The sequence below is a fragment of the Arsenophonus sp. PmNCSU2021_1 genome (assembly GCF_036919435.1).
In the GTDB taxonomy this organism is placed as follows: Bacteria; Pseudomonadota; Gammaproteobacteria; order Enterobacterales; family Enterobacteriaceae; genus Arsenophonus; species Arsenophonus nilaparvatae.
Genome location: NZ_JAZHPL010000010.1, coordinates 287,644 through 301,841, shown reverse-complemented (window position 1 = coordinate 301,841; position 14,198 = coordinate 287,644). Strand labels below are relative to the sequence as shown.

Here is a 14,198-nt window from a genome sequence, read left to right as displayed (position 1 = left end):
TAATATGAGTCAGCTAAATCCAATTTGTGTAGGAATTGATGTTTCTAAAGCTTCATTGGATATTGCAGGCACCAATAACATTGAGCAGTTCAGAGTCAGCAATAACCCTGACGGGTTCGATACCATCATTTATCAACTGAAAAAGAACAACATAGCCTTGATTCTGATGGAAGCTACAGGTGGTCTCGAGGCAGCGATTGCATGCGCTCTTCAGGCTGAAGGTTTTGATGTTGCCGTTATCAATCCCAGGCAAGCCAGAGACTTTGCTCGATCCATGGGCTATCTGGCAAAGACTGATAGAATAGATGCCAGAGTTTTAGCTCAGATGGCTGATGTCATTAACCGCCATCCTGAGCGGTCACGTTTTATCCAGGCTATTCCTGATGCAGAGCGTCAGATTCTTGCTGCTATGGTGGTGCGCAGACGCCAGCTGATTGCAATGCTTGTAGCTGAAAGAAACCGGATGCATCCATCTCACCCGCAAAACAGAAAAAGCATCAGTAACATCATCAATGCACTAGAAAATGAACTTAAACGGATTGACGAGGATATGCATAAGCATATTACGGATCATTTCAACGAGCTTGCAGAGCGGCTAAGTACTATCAAAGGCATTGGTATGATGACTGCTGCTACATTGCTGGCAGAAGTCCCTGAGTTAGGGAAACTCTCGCGCAGGGAGATCAGTGCACTGGTTGGGGTAGCTCCTGTTAATAGAGACTCGGGAACCATGCGTGGCCGACGAACCATTTTTGGCGGTCGGGCCGGAGTTCGAACCTCTTTGTACATGGCTGCACTGGTTGCAACTCGTTTCAATCCGGTGATAAAAGCATTTTACACACGGCTGGTTGCAGCAGGAAAAGCCAAAAAAGTGGCGCTGGTTGCCTGTATGCGCAAACTGCTGACTATCCTGAATGCGATTCTCAGAAAGAACCAAGAATGGGATGAGTCGTATCATAACGTTGCTCCATAAATATACTGTTCAAGACAGTTGCTTGCTCGGTGGGCAGTGGTAACGGTAATACTGGCTTCCTCTTCAGTATCTACCGTTCGTGAAGGTTAATTAATTCATCGATACGATAAGCACCTATCCCGTTGACCCAGTAGATAGTCGCTTTTTTGCTACTCGCTTCCAGCGCTGAACCAATCACCCCTGCTACCGTTCGACTGAGGATGGCTCGGTGAGGAAAACCTTGCTTAGGAATATCAAAGAGAATGTCATCTTTTTCCCCTCTGCCAACCACTTGATGCGTTTCACCGTTCATGGCCAGTAATGCATTCGCCATATCGGCAATACAGGCACCAAAGCGAAAGCTGTGAGTTAACCAGAGACGGTCAGCATTACTAAGCGAAGGCGCATTTAATGCATCGACCGCGCCTCGAAAACGATAAATCTGTTGATGGGATGTTTTGCAAAGCACATTAGCGGGAAATTTCTCATCTGCCTCTTCCCTCACTGAGCGATTAAACGCAATGTAGAGCATCCGGAGTTCGGGATGATTTTCGGCATATTTCACTAAGGTTGAGGTTTTTCCTGTTCCGGCAAAAGCATTAACAACGAGCTTATCGCCCTGCCAGTCAATAACGGCTTGTTGTTCTGGCGTTGGATTTATCAAAATTTTCTCCAGTATTACTCAATGCTATGAGTTTACCAGAAATTGATTGAATAGGTGTTTTAGGGAAATCTAGGGCGTTTTTGATATTGCGTTTGACTTTAATGCTAACCTGAGTTCGGGATAAGGAATATAAAGTTTTTCATTATATATTCAATTACTTAAATTAAAATTTTTACATAAAACAGTGCTAAGTTTTGGCTTTTTTCATGATTTTAGCAGAGAAAATAGCTTATTTTTTAACCTACAACCAACTAAAAATATTCCCTTTTTTATCATTTTATTGATTTTAAAAGGTTTTTATTGATAAATGAGCTATTTTTATTTTCTCATAACTAACGCTTATCCCGAACTCAGGTTAATGCTAAAGTTAAAGCGACAGAGAACGTATTGTGAGCGACGATAAATTTTCGGCTGTACGAATTTACGTTTTTATCGAGAAAATCGCTCAGAATCGATTACAGCGCGTTTTAGTGATAGGTTATGACTGGTATTTCTGTTTTGATTTTCAAAAATGATTAGATTTAACGATTTTTAGTTTGTGATAGGTTATTTTTTCTGTTCAGAATCGTTCGGTTTCGGACACCCTACAATATACCTGTACAAAAATAGGTTAAATTACGTTTCGTACAGGTCTTTTAATTCGTACATCTTTTTCGGTCAGTTATTTGACCGCTTCTTTCAACGTTTTACCCGCTTTAAAACTGGGGACGTTGGTAGCAGCAATTTGAATAACCTTGCCTGTTTGTGGATTGCGTCCTTCCCTTGCTGCTCTTTGCTTAACTTGAAAGCTACCAAAGCCAACGAGTTGTACTTCATCTCCAGCCTTTAGCGTTTCTGTCATGGTTTCAATGAATGCGTTCAGTGCCTTCTCGGAATCTTTTTTGGTTAAGTCGGCTTTTTCAGCAATTTGATTAATGACTTCTGTTTTGTTCATGGTGTGCCTGAATTCATGGATACGTTAATCCTAGTGATGCTAGCTGTAGCAACTAAATAGTGCAATGTTTCAGGTTAATTAATTCAAAAAAATTTTTTTAATTAAAACGCCTACGCTCGCCGCAAGTCTGTGACCGAGCATAGCGAGTGAGCAGACGAGGAAGCGTAATGTCACATTAGTCAAAAAGAAATACGGTCACTCAGTAGTAACATATTTTTCGGTTTAGGGTTTTGTTAGAAGAAAAGTTATCCACAGGCAAGCCTCGCGCGCGTAGTTATATTTAGTTATGTATAAGTTAAAAGAGTTAAAGGAAAAAAATCATTGCTAACTTATTGATTAATAAATATAAAAAAATAAGTTTGTCCGTAAATAACGATAGTTTGTCCGTAAATAACGAGTTGAAATATAAGTTATTCACAAATTTTTTGTTTGTAATTTGCACATGTCCATGAATAACGATATAATGTAGCGTCCGTAAATAACGAAAAATGCAAGCCGTTTAAATACGCGAATATTTAAACGGCTCTAATCAACAATCCTAATGAATCTAGGAGAGAGACTGTGGTTGATCATACAAAGAAAATAGGAAAACGCAATTTGAAGACTTTACGCCCTCGTAAAAACGAATTGGAATTTTTTATTGCTGATGATGTGGACATTTCTAGTTTTCGGGATGAGCTAGCAAGTATGGAGCATCCATTTTTTGCATTAAAAGGTGGGGATACGAGAGTCAGGGAATATAAAAATGGTAATGTAACTGTAACAGTTACTCCTAATGCTTATGGAATTGCTAATGTTTTTGATAAAGATATTTGGATTTATGCTATTTCAAAATTGCAAGAGGCCATTAATAGCAATCAGCCGATTAGTCGTACAATTGCTTTTACTCCTTATGACTTTTTTATTACTACCAATAGAGCTAAAGGTGGCGTCGCATATAAAGAACTGGAGAAAGCCCTTGATAGATTAAAAGGGACAACGCTCAAAACTAATATTTTTTATTCCGAAGAGAAACAAGAAACGATTAGTTTTGGATTGATTGATAGTTGGCGGATTCTAGAAGAACAAAAAGGAAAGTTAGAAATAGGTATGGTTGAAGTAACCTTACCTGATTGGTTATTTCAAGCAATCACAAAAACTAAGGTATTACAAATTAGCCCTGATTATTTCCGGATCCGGAAAGCTATTGATAGGCGTTTATATGAAATAGCCCGTAAACACTGTGGCAATCAGCATGAATTTACTATTTGTCTTGATAAGCTTCATCGAAAGAGTGGTTCTTCGAGAGAGCTAAGGAAGTTTAGATTTGATATAAAACGACTTACTCAAGTTAATGATCTTCCTGATTATGAAATTCTGTTTGATCCGACTACAGACAAAGTTACATTCAAAAATCGCAATCAAAATACTCCTCAAGCAGAAGCTTCGCGTAAACAAGAGAAAGGTAAAAAAGAGATTTTTAAGATCAAAAATAAAATTTTAAAGAAATAAGGTATATATGGTAATATGTATGTATGGTAATATGTATTGATATGCCTTATTAATTTATATGAGGTTTTAAATGGCCAAGATAGTTTCTTTTCTTAATGGTAAGGGTGGAGTAGGAAAAACAACATTGACACTGAATGTAGCAACGGCTCTTGGTAATAAAGGTTTAACAGTTATAGCAATTGATACAGATCCACAGTCTAGTTTAAGTGATTTTTATCACAAAAAAATGCCGTTTGATTTAGCAGAAGCGGACTCAGAAAAAGAAGTTTATAAAGTTAAAAAAAACTTTGATTCTTATGATTTTATAATCATAGATGGAGCAGGATCATTAAACAGTATCTCCTCGGCTGCCGTATTCATGAGTAACCTTGTAATAATGCCTATTACACCTTCTGCTTTAGACTTTCGAGCTAGTGGGTCATTGGTTGAAGCTATAGAAGCAAGAAATGATACACAACCCAATAAAGTTATTGCTAGATGGGTTATTAACAAAACAATATCTAGCGCTGTAATGACTTCTATATTAAAAGATGGGATATCAGAATCTGGTATCGAAGCTTTTAAAACACAAATATCTCAAAGACAATCTTACATACGTTCACTTAATAATGAAGGGTCAACAATTTATGACAGTAAAGATACAAAAGCTAGAGGCGAAATAGATTTGCTGACCAAAGAAATTTTAGAGGTGCTTAAATGTCCAATATGAGATTAAGTAAGAGCCATAGAAATAAAGATAAAGTTATAGCTGAAATTTGCGAGCCGAACATTCCATCGAAAAAATTTATAATGAATATTCCTGAAAACATTCACACAGAATTTAAATTACGTTGTGTTTCTGAGGGTGTAACAATGAAAGAAGTAATATTGGAATTTATCAGAGAATGGATAAAAAAATAAAATCCGATAATTAATAACCGCTCTACGCCAGTGAGACAACACTAACGCAGAGCTAATCCAAAACCTAAAGCAAGTAGGAGTCGGACTATGCGAAATAGTACGCATATTGCACGCATAATGAAAGTGTGCAACATATCAATCGAGCAGCTTTTGAGCTTTGCTCACACGTCAAAACACCTTACAACCCGTCAGCGTCAGTACCTTCGTAGTATTGGAGGTGCTGCATGAAACCTGAGATGATTAAACTTTCTTTGAGCGCTAATGTTCCCTGTGGTTTTAGCAATAGTGAGGGAAAAATTCAGACTGATGCCAAAATGACAGATTTACTTTTTAAGTTAATCCGTACTCCTGAAATGAAAACATTGATAGAAAAAGTACAAACTGAAAGATCCCCGTTTTTCGTAATATGCCATTTGCCATCTGATTACAACAAAGCGCACAAAGTTTGGCAATTCCATTTTTTACCCCTTTTTTGTAGTGAAAATGGCTACCTAGGCACTTTCTTCCACGCTCACGCGTTCCTGTTTTTGTCGCCGTTGGAGTATGTCGATGGCATGCAGCCTTATGCCGTAACCACAGAAAAACCTAACAAGCTGTTTACTGATAAAGAGTGGGAAGTTTTGTTTTTAGCGTTGCATCGCTTGAATAGCAAGGAAATCGCCAGACGGTTAAATATTGGGACGAGAACAACTGATAATCATTTGAACATTATCTATGAAAAAGCGGGCGTTCATTCAGCTTGCCAGTTAAGGGCATTTGGAAAATCCAAAGGCTTTGAGCGCTATATTCCTGTGAATTTGCTTCCTCGTTCGTGTGTTAAAGCTATTCAGCCTGTTGGAGGTGCAGCATGAACACCGAAATGAAATTATTTAGAAGATTAACCAAGCGTGAAAACGAGGTGCTTCACTGGGTGAGTGCTGGTAAAACCTATTGGGAAATCTCTGTTATTTTCGAGTGACCTAGCTCCCTGTAACTTCCGGTTATCTTCCGCTTCCTCGCCCGTTCCCTCGCGTTGCTCGGTCACTTGGCTTTGGCGAGCGGTGCACGTTTTAATTTTAAGGATTTTTTGGATTGTTTTTTTGATTCTGTTTTCTGACTTTCGCTTGCTAGCAACGAACAGCGGCGACGAGGAAGTGGAAATTAATCTGTGGCTATGGAGTTGTCTGAAACTGCTTATTGAAAGATTTGAAGATAATGAACAGCGGGTTTAGTGTTTTCAAGGCTTAAAGCCAATATTAATACCGCTAAACGGTATTTAAAATCATTGTGCTGGGTATTTACATTACCGTTGATAAGTATTTAAGTTACCGTTAAGCAGTATTTTGTAAATTAAAAGGTATCTTTAATGCTTAAAAAAAAGTATTTACAAATTTCTATTTTATTACTATGATACTTATAAATCGGTATTTAATGGAGAGTTTAATGGCTTCAACGTATATAGATCATCTAACTGGAGAGATTTTAACAGAACCTGAATTTGTTAAGGTTTATATACGTGATCTCTGTCGTGTTAAAGGGATAAATGTCACTCAATATAAAATTTTCAACTTCATGTTATTAAACATGAACTATGAAAATGTTGTTGCTTACGGTTCGAAAACTAAAGCTGCTTTTTTGAAGGAAAACGATCTTAAGTTACAAACTTTCAATAATAATATTAATTTTTTGATTTCTGCTGGCTTAATAGAACGAATTAGCCGAGGTGAATTTAGAGTAAACAAGAAATATGCTGTGAAAGTTGATTGGACAAGAGTTCAGTCGATTGAATGGACATCAGTTTACAGCAGAAATGGTATATTAGATAAAGTAAAAATTAACCAAGAATAATTTTTGCGCTGACTGAACGGGAGGCAACCCAAACAGCCAGCTGACCATAAACCTACCGTAGATAGGAGTAAGGCTATGAAAAAGTCTACCTTCCGTGTGCTTGTCTGTGAAGCACCGAATTACACAATTAAGCAGTTTGTTGAAAAATCCCGCAATTTAACCCTTCGCCAGCGTGCCAGAATTCTCAAGAGAGTTGGGGGGAGGACATGAGAGAATTTGATTTGAATCAGCTTTCTGATTTTAGAGATGTGTTTCCTGAATTAACTCAGGCACAGTTTGAAACTGGAATGCTTTACTCTATGGGTATTACTAAAAAAGAGATTGGAATGTTACGTTCGGTATCCTATTCAGTTGTTAAAGAAACTCTTGACGATATAAAAAAAAGGATGGGGATTTATTCATTGAATCAATTACTTTCAATTTTTCAGGTACGGTTAGTTTTATTTTGTTTGAAAAATTGCATTTTGAAGAAATCGTCGAAATAAACAAAAAATCATCATCAATTATACCCTCTATTTTAGGGGGTATGGCTATTATTATATTTCAGTAATATGAGGGGTTCATAATATGAATATTTTATTTAAATTGTTTAAATTTCGGCCTATATCAGGGGAGCCAGCTTTCGTTAGCTGGTTTTTTTTATGGTGTAGCTAATAACTCTACTCGAAAAGTTCGCATTTTTGCTTTTTAACCTACAGTATTAAATATTTTTTTATATTAAGTAAGATAGTTAATGTAAATAAGGTTTGATATGAATAAATTAATTTTAAAAAATGACTTTAAATTGTACGAGTTATTTGTAGGGTTAACGGTAACCATTATGATTACCTGTGACACACTTGTGTATAAGACGTTTGATTTTTATTCTGTGAAAATAACGGCAAGTGGGATAATTTTTTCTCTTTGTTATTTGCTTTCGGCTATCACAACCGAAGTTTATGGTTATAAGCTAGGAACGAGAATAGTTTGGATTATTGTACTTTGCCAAAGTCTCTTCGTTATTTTGGTTAATATAACCTGAGTTCGGGATAAGCGTTAGTTATGAGAAAATAAAAATAGCTGATTTATCAATAAAAACCTTTTAAAATCAATAAAATGATAAAAAAAGGGAATATTTTTAGTTGGTTGTAGGTTAAAAAATAAGCTATTTTTTCTGCTAAAATCATGAAAAAAGCCAAAATTTAGCACTGTTTTATGTAATAATTTTAATTTAAGTAATTGAATATATAATGAAAAAATTTACATTCCTTATCCCGAACTCAGGTTAATATATGTTCAATCTATCAAGCCGATAATAATCATATATCAGAAACCTATCAGTCACTTTTTGGTGAGTTCTGGCGTGTTATGCTGGGTACTTGGATTTCTGTTCCCGCTTCTTATTTCTGCAATGGTTATATTATTAGTAGATTGAAAATTTATTTCAAAGGAAGATTATTTTTAATTAGATACATGTTATCAGCCATGATTGCGCAAGGGGTTCTTTTAATAACTGCTTACCCTATTAGTTTGTCTTCAAAGTACTCTTTTTTAGAGTTAATTAATATTATTTCAACAACATGGAGCTACAAGGTAATCATGTCTACAATATTACTACCAGTAGGTATTATTTTAGCGAAAGAGGTGAAAAAAATAGAGAATATAGATACCTTTGATTACAATATTAGTTATAATCCATTTAAAGTTTTTAAACAAAACAGTAAAAATGAAAATAATACAACTGACTGATTTACATTTATTTTCTGATAGAAGCCAAAAATTATTTGGTATTGTCACTTACGATTCACTTAATAAAATTATTGATCACCTTCTGAGTAATGAAGGTGATTATGATGCAATTATTTTGACTGGTGATATTTCTCAGGATGAAACAATAGAATCTTATCAATTAGCAAATGAAATGCTAATGAGGCTTAATAAGCCAATTCATTACATTCATGGTAATCATGATTATAAGTCTAATTTAGACTTGATTTTTAATATCCATAATCCAGTAGAAAATCTATCTATACCTTATTGGGATTTTATATCAGTAGACACTGTTGAATATGGAAAAGATAGCGGTTTTATATCAGATAATGAATTTAGCTTGTTGAAGAAGAAAATAAGCGAAAGTAAAGAAAATAATATAGCATTAGTGATGCATCATCATTGTTTGAAACTTGGAACTCCACTTATTGATGATTGTATGTTGTTAAATAATAATCAATTGCTGAGATTTATTGCTGGAGAAAATAAAATAAAGCTCATTATGTGTGGACATGCACATGGAAATTATAAGCTAAAATATAATAACTTCACTTTGGAGGTTTGTCCTGCTATTTGTTTTCAGTGGAAGAAAGGAACAAAAACACCAAGTATAGAGAATATAAGTGGCTACCGTAAATTTTCTTTTTTCAAAGAAAGTTATTCAGCTAAAACTATCATGTTTTAATCGATTGAAATTAATAATATTATTTTCGATATTTTTGTTCTTTGGTTTATTGTGAAGCTTAACTTCTTCGTTTATTTTTTTTGACAAGCTCCTTCCTTCATTAAGACCTGTATTATATGCGATTAAAGTTGCATCTCTTATATTAAGATCAGGAAAGTAATCGATATTTTTTAAAATATAATTACCAGTATAAGTATGCTTGCTATATTTATTCTTTATTTCATACTCATTGTTTCCGTTTTCTGAATAAATAAATAATTTTTTATTTTCTAATCGCAACGAGTAATTTTCTTTTTCCATAAAAATGAGTTCTTTAGGATGAATAAGCGTTAAGAAACATTCATTGTTTATGATCTCGTCGTAATTTAATTCAATGCATTCATGGCTTCCGTAACATTTAAATATATATAAAAATTGACTTTCTTTCCTTTTTTTATCAACTAATTCAAATTGATAACGAGGATTGTATGATTTTTTTAAAAAAGAAAAAATATTTTTAAGGTAAATCGTTTTTTTCATCATTAGAAGCTTCTTATTTTTTTGATAACCACACCTAATAACTCATAATTTTCATAAACAGTAGGGTTTGATTCTATCATGATAGGAGAAAAAGCTAAATATTTTGATTCAATATAAACCCTCCTGAAGAAAGGAGTATGATGATTAATTTTAACAAGCGTTATATCCCCATCTTTAATTTTTGCTTCCTTTGATACTATGCAGATAGTTCCTATTGGAATATGAGGATTTAAAGTATCATTATCGATTTTGATAGCAAACAGTGATGAAGATGAATAATTTCCTATTTCAGCAATGAATGTGTCTTCAAATAACTGATTATCGATGTAATCATCAATACGAGATAGGGATATTAAAGGCATAGGTTCAACAATGACTTTTGATAAAACCCCTTTCTCTTTTTTCTCTATAAGCTCACTAACACTGGTGTTAAAAAATTTAGCTAGCACTTCCAATGTGGTAAGTGTTGGATTCCCCACGCCACGTTTTAAAGAATTAACCGTTGCTATACCTAAGCCTGTTATATCACTTAACTGTTGAGATTCAATATTTTTCTCATTCATCAATCTGGTTAAGTTTTTGGCAATCGTCTTTATTAACAAATCATCCTCTTTTGATATTTTACTATTTTTATTTTGCATAATTTAAATTACCTGATAATATATAATCTAAAAAGGATTTTTAATAGACTTTATTTGTAATAAATAATCATAATTCTAACACGTAAATCATGAATGAGGAGGTGATGAAGGAAATTAATGTTGGTTTTACTAGGTTTTCATCAACCAAATGTTTTCTTCATACATTTGCAATTACCTAAATTCCAACCGTTACTAAGGGTTAGCACAGCACAACGCTCAGTTTTTACTCAATTTAATCATTAACCGTTTTAAGGAGACTTAAATGAACGGCAAGGTCACTTCATGCCTAAAAAACCCTTTCACTGTGGGTGCGGTAGCTATCCGTAAGGTGTTAAAGCAACAGAAATCATTATTCACTCTGACGTTTTTGGGATTGTTAATGTTTGTTCCTGCCATGCAGGTCTATGCAGATCCACCGACAACGGGGGATTTATTCAGTGGTGGCAAGGAGGTGGTGAAAAGCACCTTCGGTAAAGGCTCAACGGTTGTCTGGATTTTGTACGTACTGGAAATTTTGGCAGCGATTTTTGCTTATGTAAAAACCAAGAATCTAGCGGTCTTTGGTGGGATTGCTGCCGTGATTGTGTTTGTTAACGTGGTCTTCGGGTTGATTTAAATGAATGCTGCTTCTCGCTATCAGTTTCCGACCACGCTCACCCATCAGCGTCGTTTCTGTGGGCTGACGATGGATGAGGGGGTGGTTTATTTGCCCCTTATTGTCTGTGCGATTTTCGTCAATATGTGGATATTTGCGCCGGCATTAGCCGTGGCCTTTGTTGGGCTTCGCAGGCTTAAGCAGGGCAAAGGGTCAAGTTATCTGTTGGGGCTGGCGTACTGGTGTCTACCGACTTCCATTATGCGTTTTTTTATCACCGTATTACCCGAAAGTTTCAAACGGTACTGGATAGCGTGAGGCGCGTGCATGGATTATCAACTGCGAAAATCATCACAAAAGCAATTAGCCATCGGGGTCGTGACCTGTGTGGTGATAACCATTTTAAGTCTGGGAGTTTGTTATCGGCTACTGATGCAAAACAGGGAATTGACTTCTCAGCTTCTTAACAATCATCAAACGATTGTGACCCCGATGGTTGACCATGAAGGCTTTAGTTTTTACGGCACGCGCGGTGATGCGCGGTATCTTCGCCTGATGGCCTTAAGTCTGTTGAATCTGCGTCTTAACGTTTCGGCGCAAACCATCAAAGACAGTCATGATTTGTTGCTGACCTACAGTGATACGCATTTACGCGAAAAACTGATTGAAGTGTTAGCGCAGGAGCGTCAGCGGATGGCTATCAATGAAGCCAGCTCTACCTTTTATCTGAAGGAGGTCAAGGTGAGTCCCGATAGCGGTGTGGTGGATATTACCGGCGAATTGCACTTTTTCTACGGCATTAAAGCGGTGGAGCCGGTCGAGAAGCACTATCGCTTGCGCCTCGAGACCCGCGACGGGGCATTGAAACTGACGGATTTTGTGGAGTTGCCGGTATGAACAAACTGCTTTTTTGCCTAAGTTTTATTTTGATTTCCACATCCGTTTGGGCAGAAACCCTGACCGTTCCCCCCCACAGCGTGGTGCGCCTAATGGTGAGTAATCGTGAACCGAATGTGATTGCGGTGATGAACGACCGGATTGTGGAAGCCAATAGCGCCGCCGGCAAGCTCGCCGATAAAAAAGCCACTGACAGCGGGGCATTGATTTTCACCACCGAGGAAACAACACCATTTTCGCTCTACATCGAAACCGAAAAGGGGTTTGGTTTTACGGTCAATGCGATTCCTGCTAAAAAATCCCAGGGCATCAATATCAGTGTGATGAATACCGAGGCGAAAGCTGACGCAAGTGCCGAGGATTGGGAAAAAACCAGTGATTCTTACAGTCAGTTTATCACGCGGACTTTCATGGCAGCGATGAACGACAACATCCCCACCGGTTTTGTTAAAAATGGTCGCGTAAATGTCAATTGGCAAGACGCTGCGTTAAACAGCTTCCGTTTTCGGAACGGTGTCAGTTTTCAGGGCAAAAATATACGTCTATTACGGGTGAACATTGAGAATAAAACAACCCAGCCCATTCAGTTAAATGAGCGGGTCTTCTGGGTACCCCAAACGATGGCTATTGCGTTTAATCCGACCGTTAACACCTTACGACCGCATGAGCAGGTCACGCTGTTTCTTCTGATTAAGGAGAAACCGGAATGAACATCAATCATTTTATCCGCAAAAATCAACAGGTGGTATTCAGTGCAATTGGCCTCGGTGTGGTGGCGATTTTCACGCTGCTTTGGTGGATAAACAGGCAAGCCTCAGGCGTTGAATTAACCGCCGCTGACAGCACCGTACAATCAGGTAATGCCACCACTCAAGAGCCGGATTTAACCGGCGCCATCACCAATACCTTTGACAATAAGGTGCAAGGCAATGTGGTTACTGATGCGCAGCTAAGCGAAAAAGAAAACCGGCAGGCAATGGACATGCTGCTAAAAGAAATTCAGGGCATCAAGCGCGATTTTGATGCGGTTAAAAACGAAAATAGCCAGTTAAAGGCCAATGTGGGTCAGCTTCAAGCTGAAATTCAGAGTAATCAAAAAGCGATGGAAAGCCGGCCAACACCAAGGGCAAGTCAAACAGCGTATTCCTCGCAAATCGCTATCCTGCCACCGAAAGGCCAACTTGAAAGCAGCCGTTTTAGTTATCCAAAAAAAGAAAACGCGGCCTCATCCGGTTTTTATGTCCCCTCGGGGACGTTTTCAACCGCCATTGTACTGGAAGGGGCGGATGCCAATGCGTCTGTTAAAGGCGAAACTAAAAAAGTCGCCATGCAGTTTAAATTAACCGGCCTTGCCCACCTGCCTGGTAATCAAAAACTGGATAAATTAACCCACTGCTTTGTCACCGCGTCAGCCTGGGGTGAAATTTCCAGCGAACGGGCAGAGGTGAGACTCGAGCGTCTGTCGTGTGTCATCAACAACAAACATATTGACCAGGTGGTTGAAGGACATGTGGGTTTTTATGGCAAAAACGGCATTAAAGGGATACCGGTGATGCGCAATGGCGCGATGCTCGGACTGGCCTTTGGCGCAGGCGCATTAGGCGGTTTGGGTAACGCCTTCTCGCAAATTGGCAATACCACCGTCGGCATGGGGGCAACCCATCAGGCTACAACTCAGGAAGTCGCCAGACAAGCGTTAGGCAGTGGGGCATCAACCGCAGCCAATAAATTGGCGGATTATTACATTGAGCGTGCGGAGCAATATCATCCGGTTATCCCGATAGGCGCTGCGAATCGTGTCGAAGTGGTTTTCCAAAAAGGATTTAAAGCTGAATTTATTGAAGACCTGGCAGCGAAGAAGGCCAGTGAATTACCCACCCAACTGGCGAAAAACGTCACCAACAGCGTAAAAACCAATCTGCCTCCGGAGTTGCTCAATCAGTTAGGCAGTGCGGCATCAATGGATTTATCGGATTTTGTCACCCCCACAAAACCACCGTCAAATAACGGAGGCGTGAAGCCATGAGTCGATTTGCAACAAACATCCTCGTCGCCATCCATCAAGGCGCTGAACACACGTTAAAACTGATTAAAAACGGCTTTTTTTACTTACCGGTTATCTTTTTCTGGTTAACGATGATGTTTTTTTCTGCGGGTCATTTATCCACGGATGAGGGATTTAAATTTAGCAAAGTGAGCCAGGTAATGGATGCGGGCTGGCAACTGCTTGAACCGGTTTTTCGCTTGTCGCTTTGTATCACGCTGATACTTTGCGTTTTGCAGTTTGCTATCCGTCTTTTTTGTCGAAATGCCGCCCGTACGCCATTAACCAAAGAGGAATAAA

20 protein-coding genes and 1 pseudogene are annotated in these 14,198 nt (G+C 37.9%); 17 read left to right on the top strand and 4 right to left on the bottom strand.

Annotated elements, in window-relative coordinates:
* Nucleotides 1-4: 4 nt before the first annotated feature.
* The gene (locus tag V3224_RS24295; protein WP_032115191.1) at nucleotides 5-973 is read left to right on the top strand and encodes an IS110 family transposase; all 969 of its coding nucleotides are present in this window, start codon (nucleotides 5-7) and stop codon (nucleotides 971-973) included.
* 79 nt (nucleotides 974-1,052) lie between these two features.
* On the opposite strand, the pseudogene V3224_RS24290 reads toward V3224_RS24295, so the two are convergent.
* Both V3224_RS24290 and V3224_RS24285 read right to left on the bottom strand, forming a co-directional pair.
* A pseudogene (locus V3224_RS24290) lies at nucleotides 1,053-1,619 on the bottom strand (hypothetical protein); the annotation flags it as partial.
* A gap of 658 nt (nucleotides 1,620-2,277) precedes the next feature.
* Nucleotides 2,278-2,550: an HU family DNA-binding protein gene (locus V3224_RS24285; RefSeq protein ID WP_334473199.1), complete on the bottom strand. Its 273-nt coding sequence runs from the start codon at nucleotides 2,548-2,550 to the stop codon at nucleotides 2,278-2,280.
* A 561-nt stretch (nucleotides 2,551-3,111) separates the two neighbouring features.
* Here V3224_RS24285 and V3224_RS24280 point away from each other — a divergent pair.
* The 10 genes from V3224_RS24280 (at nucleotide 3,112) to V3224_RS24240 (ending at nucleotide 9,202) form a co-directional block, all read left to right on the top strand.
* Nucleotides 3,112-4,041: a replication initiator protein A gene (locus tag V3224_RS24280; RefSeq protein ID WP_334473198.1), complete on the top strand. Its 930-nt coding sequence runs from the start codon at nucleotides 3,112-3,114 to the stop codon at nucleotides 4,039-4,041.
* A gap of 70 nt (nucleotides 4,042-4,111) precedes the next feature.
* Nucleotides 4,112-4,750, top strand: coding sequence for a ParA family protein (locus V3224_RS24275; RefSeq protein WP_334473197.1), 639 nt, complete (start codon nucleotides 4,112-4,114; stop codon nucleotides 4,748-4,750).
* Nucleotides 4,738-4,941: a plasmid partition protein ParG gene (locus V3224_RS30305; protein ID WP_442890989.1), complete on the top strand. Its 204-nt coding sequence runs from the start codon at nucleotides 4,738-4,740 to the stop codon at nucleotides 4,939-4,941. The genes V3224_RS24275 and V3224_RS30305 overlap by 13 nt, the downstream gene beginning before the upstream one ends.
* A gap of 224 nt (nucleotides 4,942-5,165) precedes the next feature.
* Nucleotides 5,166-5,792 carry a helix-turn-helix transcriptional regulator gene (locus tag V3224_RS24270; protein ID WP_334473196.1) on the top strand — a complete coding sequence of 209 codons (627 nt, stop codon included), beginning with the start codon at nucleotides 5,166-5,168 and terminating at the stop codon, nucleotides 5,790-5,792.
* Complete coding sequence (locus tag V3224_RS24265) at nucleotides 5,789-5,899, top strand: LuxR C-terminal-related transcriptional regulator (RefSeq protein WP_334473195.1); 111 nt, start codon at nucleotides 5,789-5,791, stop codon at nucleotides 5,897-5,899. Before V3224_RS24270 ends, V3224_RS24265 begins: the two co-directional genes overlap by 4 nt.
* A gap of 464 nt (nucleotides 5,900-6,363) precedes the next feature.
* Nucleotides 6,364-6,768, top strand: a complete 405-nt coding sequence (locus tag V3224_RS24260; RefSeq protein ID WP_334473193.1) for a replication/maintenance protein RepL — start codon at nucleotides 6,364-6,366, stop codon at nucleotides 6,766-6,768.
* A 206-nt stretch (nucleotides 6,769-6,974) separates the two neighbouring features.
* On the top strand, nucleotides 6,975-7,253 hold the full coding sequence (locus tag V3224_RS24255; protein WP_310512243.1) for a helix-turn-helix transcriptional regulator: 279 nt from the start codon (nucleotides 6,975-6,977) through the stop codon (nucleotides 7,251-7,253).
* Nucleotides 7,254-7,519: 266 nt separating this feature from the next.
* Complete coding sequence (locus V3224_RS24250; RefSeq protein ID WP_334473191.1) at nucleotides 7,520-7,789, top strand: VUT family protein; 270 nt, start codon at nucleotides 7,520-7,522, stop codon at nucleotides 7,787-7,789.
* Nucleotides 7,790-8,037: 248 nt separating this feature from the next.
* Nucleotides 8,038-8,496, top strand: a complete 459-nt coding sequence (locus V3224_RS24245; RefSeq protein ID WP_334473244.1) for a VUT family protein — start codon at nucleotides 8,038-8,040, stop codon at nucleotides 8,494-8,496.
* Nucleotides 8,474-9,202, top strand: coding sequence for a metallophosphoesterase (locus V3224_RS24240; RefSeq protein ID WP_334473189.1), 729 nt, complete (start codon nucleotides 8,474-8,476; stop codon nucleotides 9,200-9,202). The genes V3224_RS24245 and V3224_RS24240 overlap by 23 nt, the downstream gene beginning before the upstream one ends.
* Here V3224_RS24240 and V3224_RS24235 read toward each other — a convergent pair.
* Together V3224_RS24235 and V3224_RS24230 are read right to left on the bottom strand one after the other, a co-directional pair.
* On the bottom strand, nucleotides 9,179-9,724 hold the full coding sequence (locus tag V3224_RS24235) for a hypothetical protein (protein WP_334473188.1): 546 nt from the start codon (nucleotides 9,722-9,724) through the stop codon (nucleotides 9,179-9,181). The genes V3224_RS24240 and V3224_RS24235 overlap by 24 nt on opposite strands.
* On the bottom strand, nucleotides 9,724-10,362 hold the full coding sequence (locus V3224_RS24230; RefSeq protein ID WP_334473187.1) for a helix-turn-helix domain-containing protein: 639 nt from the start codon (nucleotides 10,360-10,362) through the stop codon (nucleotides 9,724-9,726). Before V3224_RS24230 ends, V3224_RS24235 begins: the two co-directional genes overlap by 1 nt.
* 262 nt (nucleotides 10,363-10,624) lie before the next feature.
* On the opposite strand from V3224_RS24230, the gene V3224_RS24225 reads away from it, so the two are divergent.
* Genes V3224_RS24225 through V3224_RS24200 form a run of 6 tightly spaced genes read left to right on the top strand, consistent with a single transcriptional unit; the run spans nucleotide 10,625 to nucleotide 14,197 of the window.
* A complete protein-coding gene (locus V3224_RS24225) occupies nucleotides 10,625-10,978 on the top strand; it encodes a type IV conjugative transfer system pilin TraA (RefSeq protein ID WP_334473186.1) in 354 nt (117 codons plus the stop codon).
* Complete coding sequence (gene traL, locus V3224_RS24220) at nucleotides 10,979-11,275, top strand: type IV conjugative transfer system protein TraL (RefSeq protein WP_334473185.1); 297 nt, start codon at nucleotides 10,979-10,981, stop codon at nucleotides 11,273-11,275.
* A 9-nt stretch (nucleotides 11,276-11,284) separates the two neighbouring features.
* Entirely contained in the window at nucleotides 11,285-11,854 is a 570-nt protein-coding gene (gene traE / locus V3224_RS24215) for a type IV conjugative transfer system protein TraE (protein WP_334473184.1), read from the top strand.
* The gene (locus V3224_RS24210; protein ID WP_334473183.1) at nucleotides 11,851-12,564 is read left to right on the top strand and encodes a TraK domain-containing protein; all 714 of its coding nucleotides are present in this window, start codon (nucleotides 11,851-11,853) and stop codon (nucleotides 12,562-12,564) included. The genes traE and V3224_RS24210 overlap by 4 nt, the downstream gene beginning before the upstream one ends.
* Entirely contained in the window at nucleotides 12,561-13,880 is a 1,320-nt protein-coding gene (locus tag V3224_RS24205) for a TrbI/VirB10 family protein (protein ID WP_334473182.1), read from the top strand. Before V3224_RS24210 ends, V3224_RS24205 begins: the two co-directional genes overlap by 4 nt.
* Nucleotides 13,877-14,197, top strand: coding sequence for a hypothetical protein (locus tag V3224_RS24200; RefSeq protein ID WP_334473181.1), 321 nt, complete (start codon nucleotides 13,877-13,879; stop codon nucleotides 14,195-14,197). The genes V3224_RS24205 and V3224_RS24200 overlap by 4 nt, the downstream gene beginning before the upstream one ends.
* Nucleotide 14,198 lies beyond the last annotated feature (1 nt).

Coding starts and splice junctions, on each gene's coding strand:
- traE (WP_334473184.1), top strand. CDS start 11,285: ATGGATTATCAACTGCGAAAATCATCACAAAAGCAATTAGCCATCGGG.
- V3224_RS24265 (WP_334473195.1), top strand. CDS start 5,789: ATGAACACCGAAATGAAATTATTTAGAAGATTAACCAAGCGTGAAAAC.
- V3224_RS24285 (WP_334473199.1), bottom strand. CDS start 2,550: ATGAACAAAACAGAAGTCATTAATCAAATTGCTGAAAAAGCCGACTTA.
- V3224_RS24200 (WP_334473181.1), top strand. CDS start 13,877: ATGAGTCGATTTGCAACAAACATCCTCGTCGCCATCCATCAAGGCGCT.
- traL (WP_334473185.1), top strand. CDS start 10,979: ATGAATGCTGCTTCTCGCTATCAGTTTCCGACCACGCTCACCCATCAG.
- V3224_RS24225 (WP_334473186.1), top strand. CDS start 10,625: ATGAACGGCAAGGTCACTTCATGCCTAAAAAACCCTTTCACTGTGGGT.
- V3224_RS24255 (WP_310512243.1), top strand. CDS start 6,975: ATGAGAGAATTTGATTTGAATCAGCTTTCTGATTTTAGAGATGTGTTT.
- V3224_RS24295 (WP_032115191.1), top strand. CDS start 5: ATGAGTCAGCTAAATCCAATTTGTGTAGGAATTGATGTTTCTAAAGCT.
- V3224_RS24235 (WP_334473188.1), bottom strand. CDS start 9,724: ATGATGAAAAAAACGATTTACCTTAAAAATATTTTTTCTTTTTTAAAA.
- V3224_RS24260 (WP_334473193.1), top strand. CDS start 6,364: ATGGCTTCAACGTATATAGATCATCTAACTGGAGAGATTTTAACAGAA.
- V3224_RS24205 (WP_334473182.1), top strand. CDS start 12,561: ATGAACATCAATCATTTTATCCGCAAAAATCAACAGGTGGTATTCAGT.
- V3224_RS24210 (WP_334473183.1), top strand. CDS start 11,851: ATGAACAAACTGCTTTTTTGCCTAAGTTTTATTTTGATTTCCACATCC.
- V3224_RS24230 (WP_334473187.1), bottom strand. CDS start 10,362: ATGCAAAATAAAAATAGTAAAATATCAAAAGAGGATGATTTGTTAATA.
- V3224_RS24240 (WP_334473189.1), top strand. CDS start 8,474: ATGAAAATAATACAACTGACTGATTTACATTTATTTTCTGATAGAAGC.
- V3224_RS30305 (WP_442890989.1), top strand. CDS start 4,738: ATGTCCAATATGAGATTAAGTAAGAGCCATAGAAATAAAGATAAAGTT.
- V3224_RS24270 (WP_334473196.1), top strand. CDS start 5,166: ATGAAACCTGAGATGATTAAACTTTCTTTGAGCGCTAATGTTCCCTGT.
- V3224_RS24250 (WP_334473191.1), top strand. CDS start 7,520: ATGAATAAATTAATTTTAAAAAATGACTTTAAATTGTACGAGTTATTT.
- V3224_RS24275 (WP_334473197.1), top strand. CDS start 4,112: ATGGCCAAGATAGTTTCTTTTCTTAATGGTAAGGGTGGAGTAGGAAAA.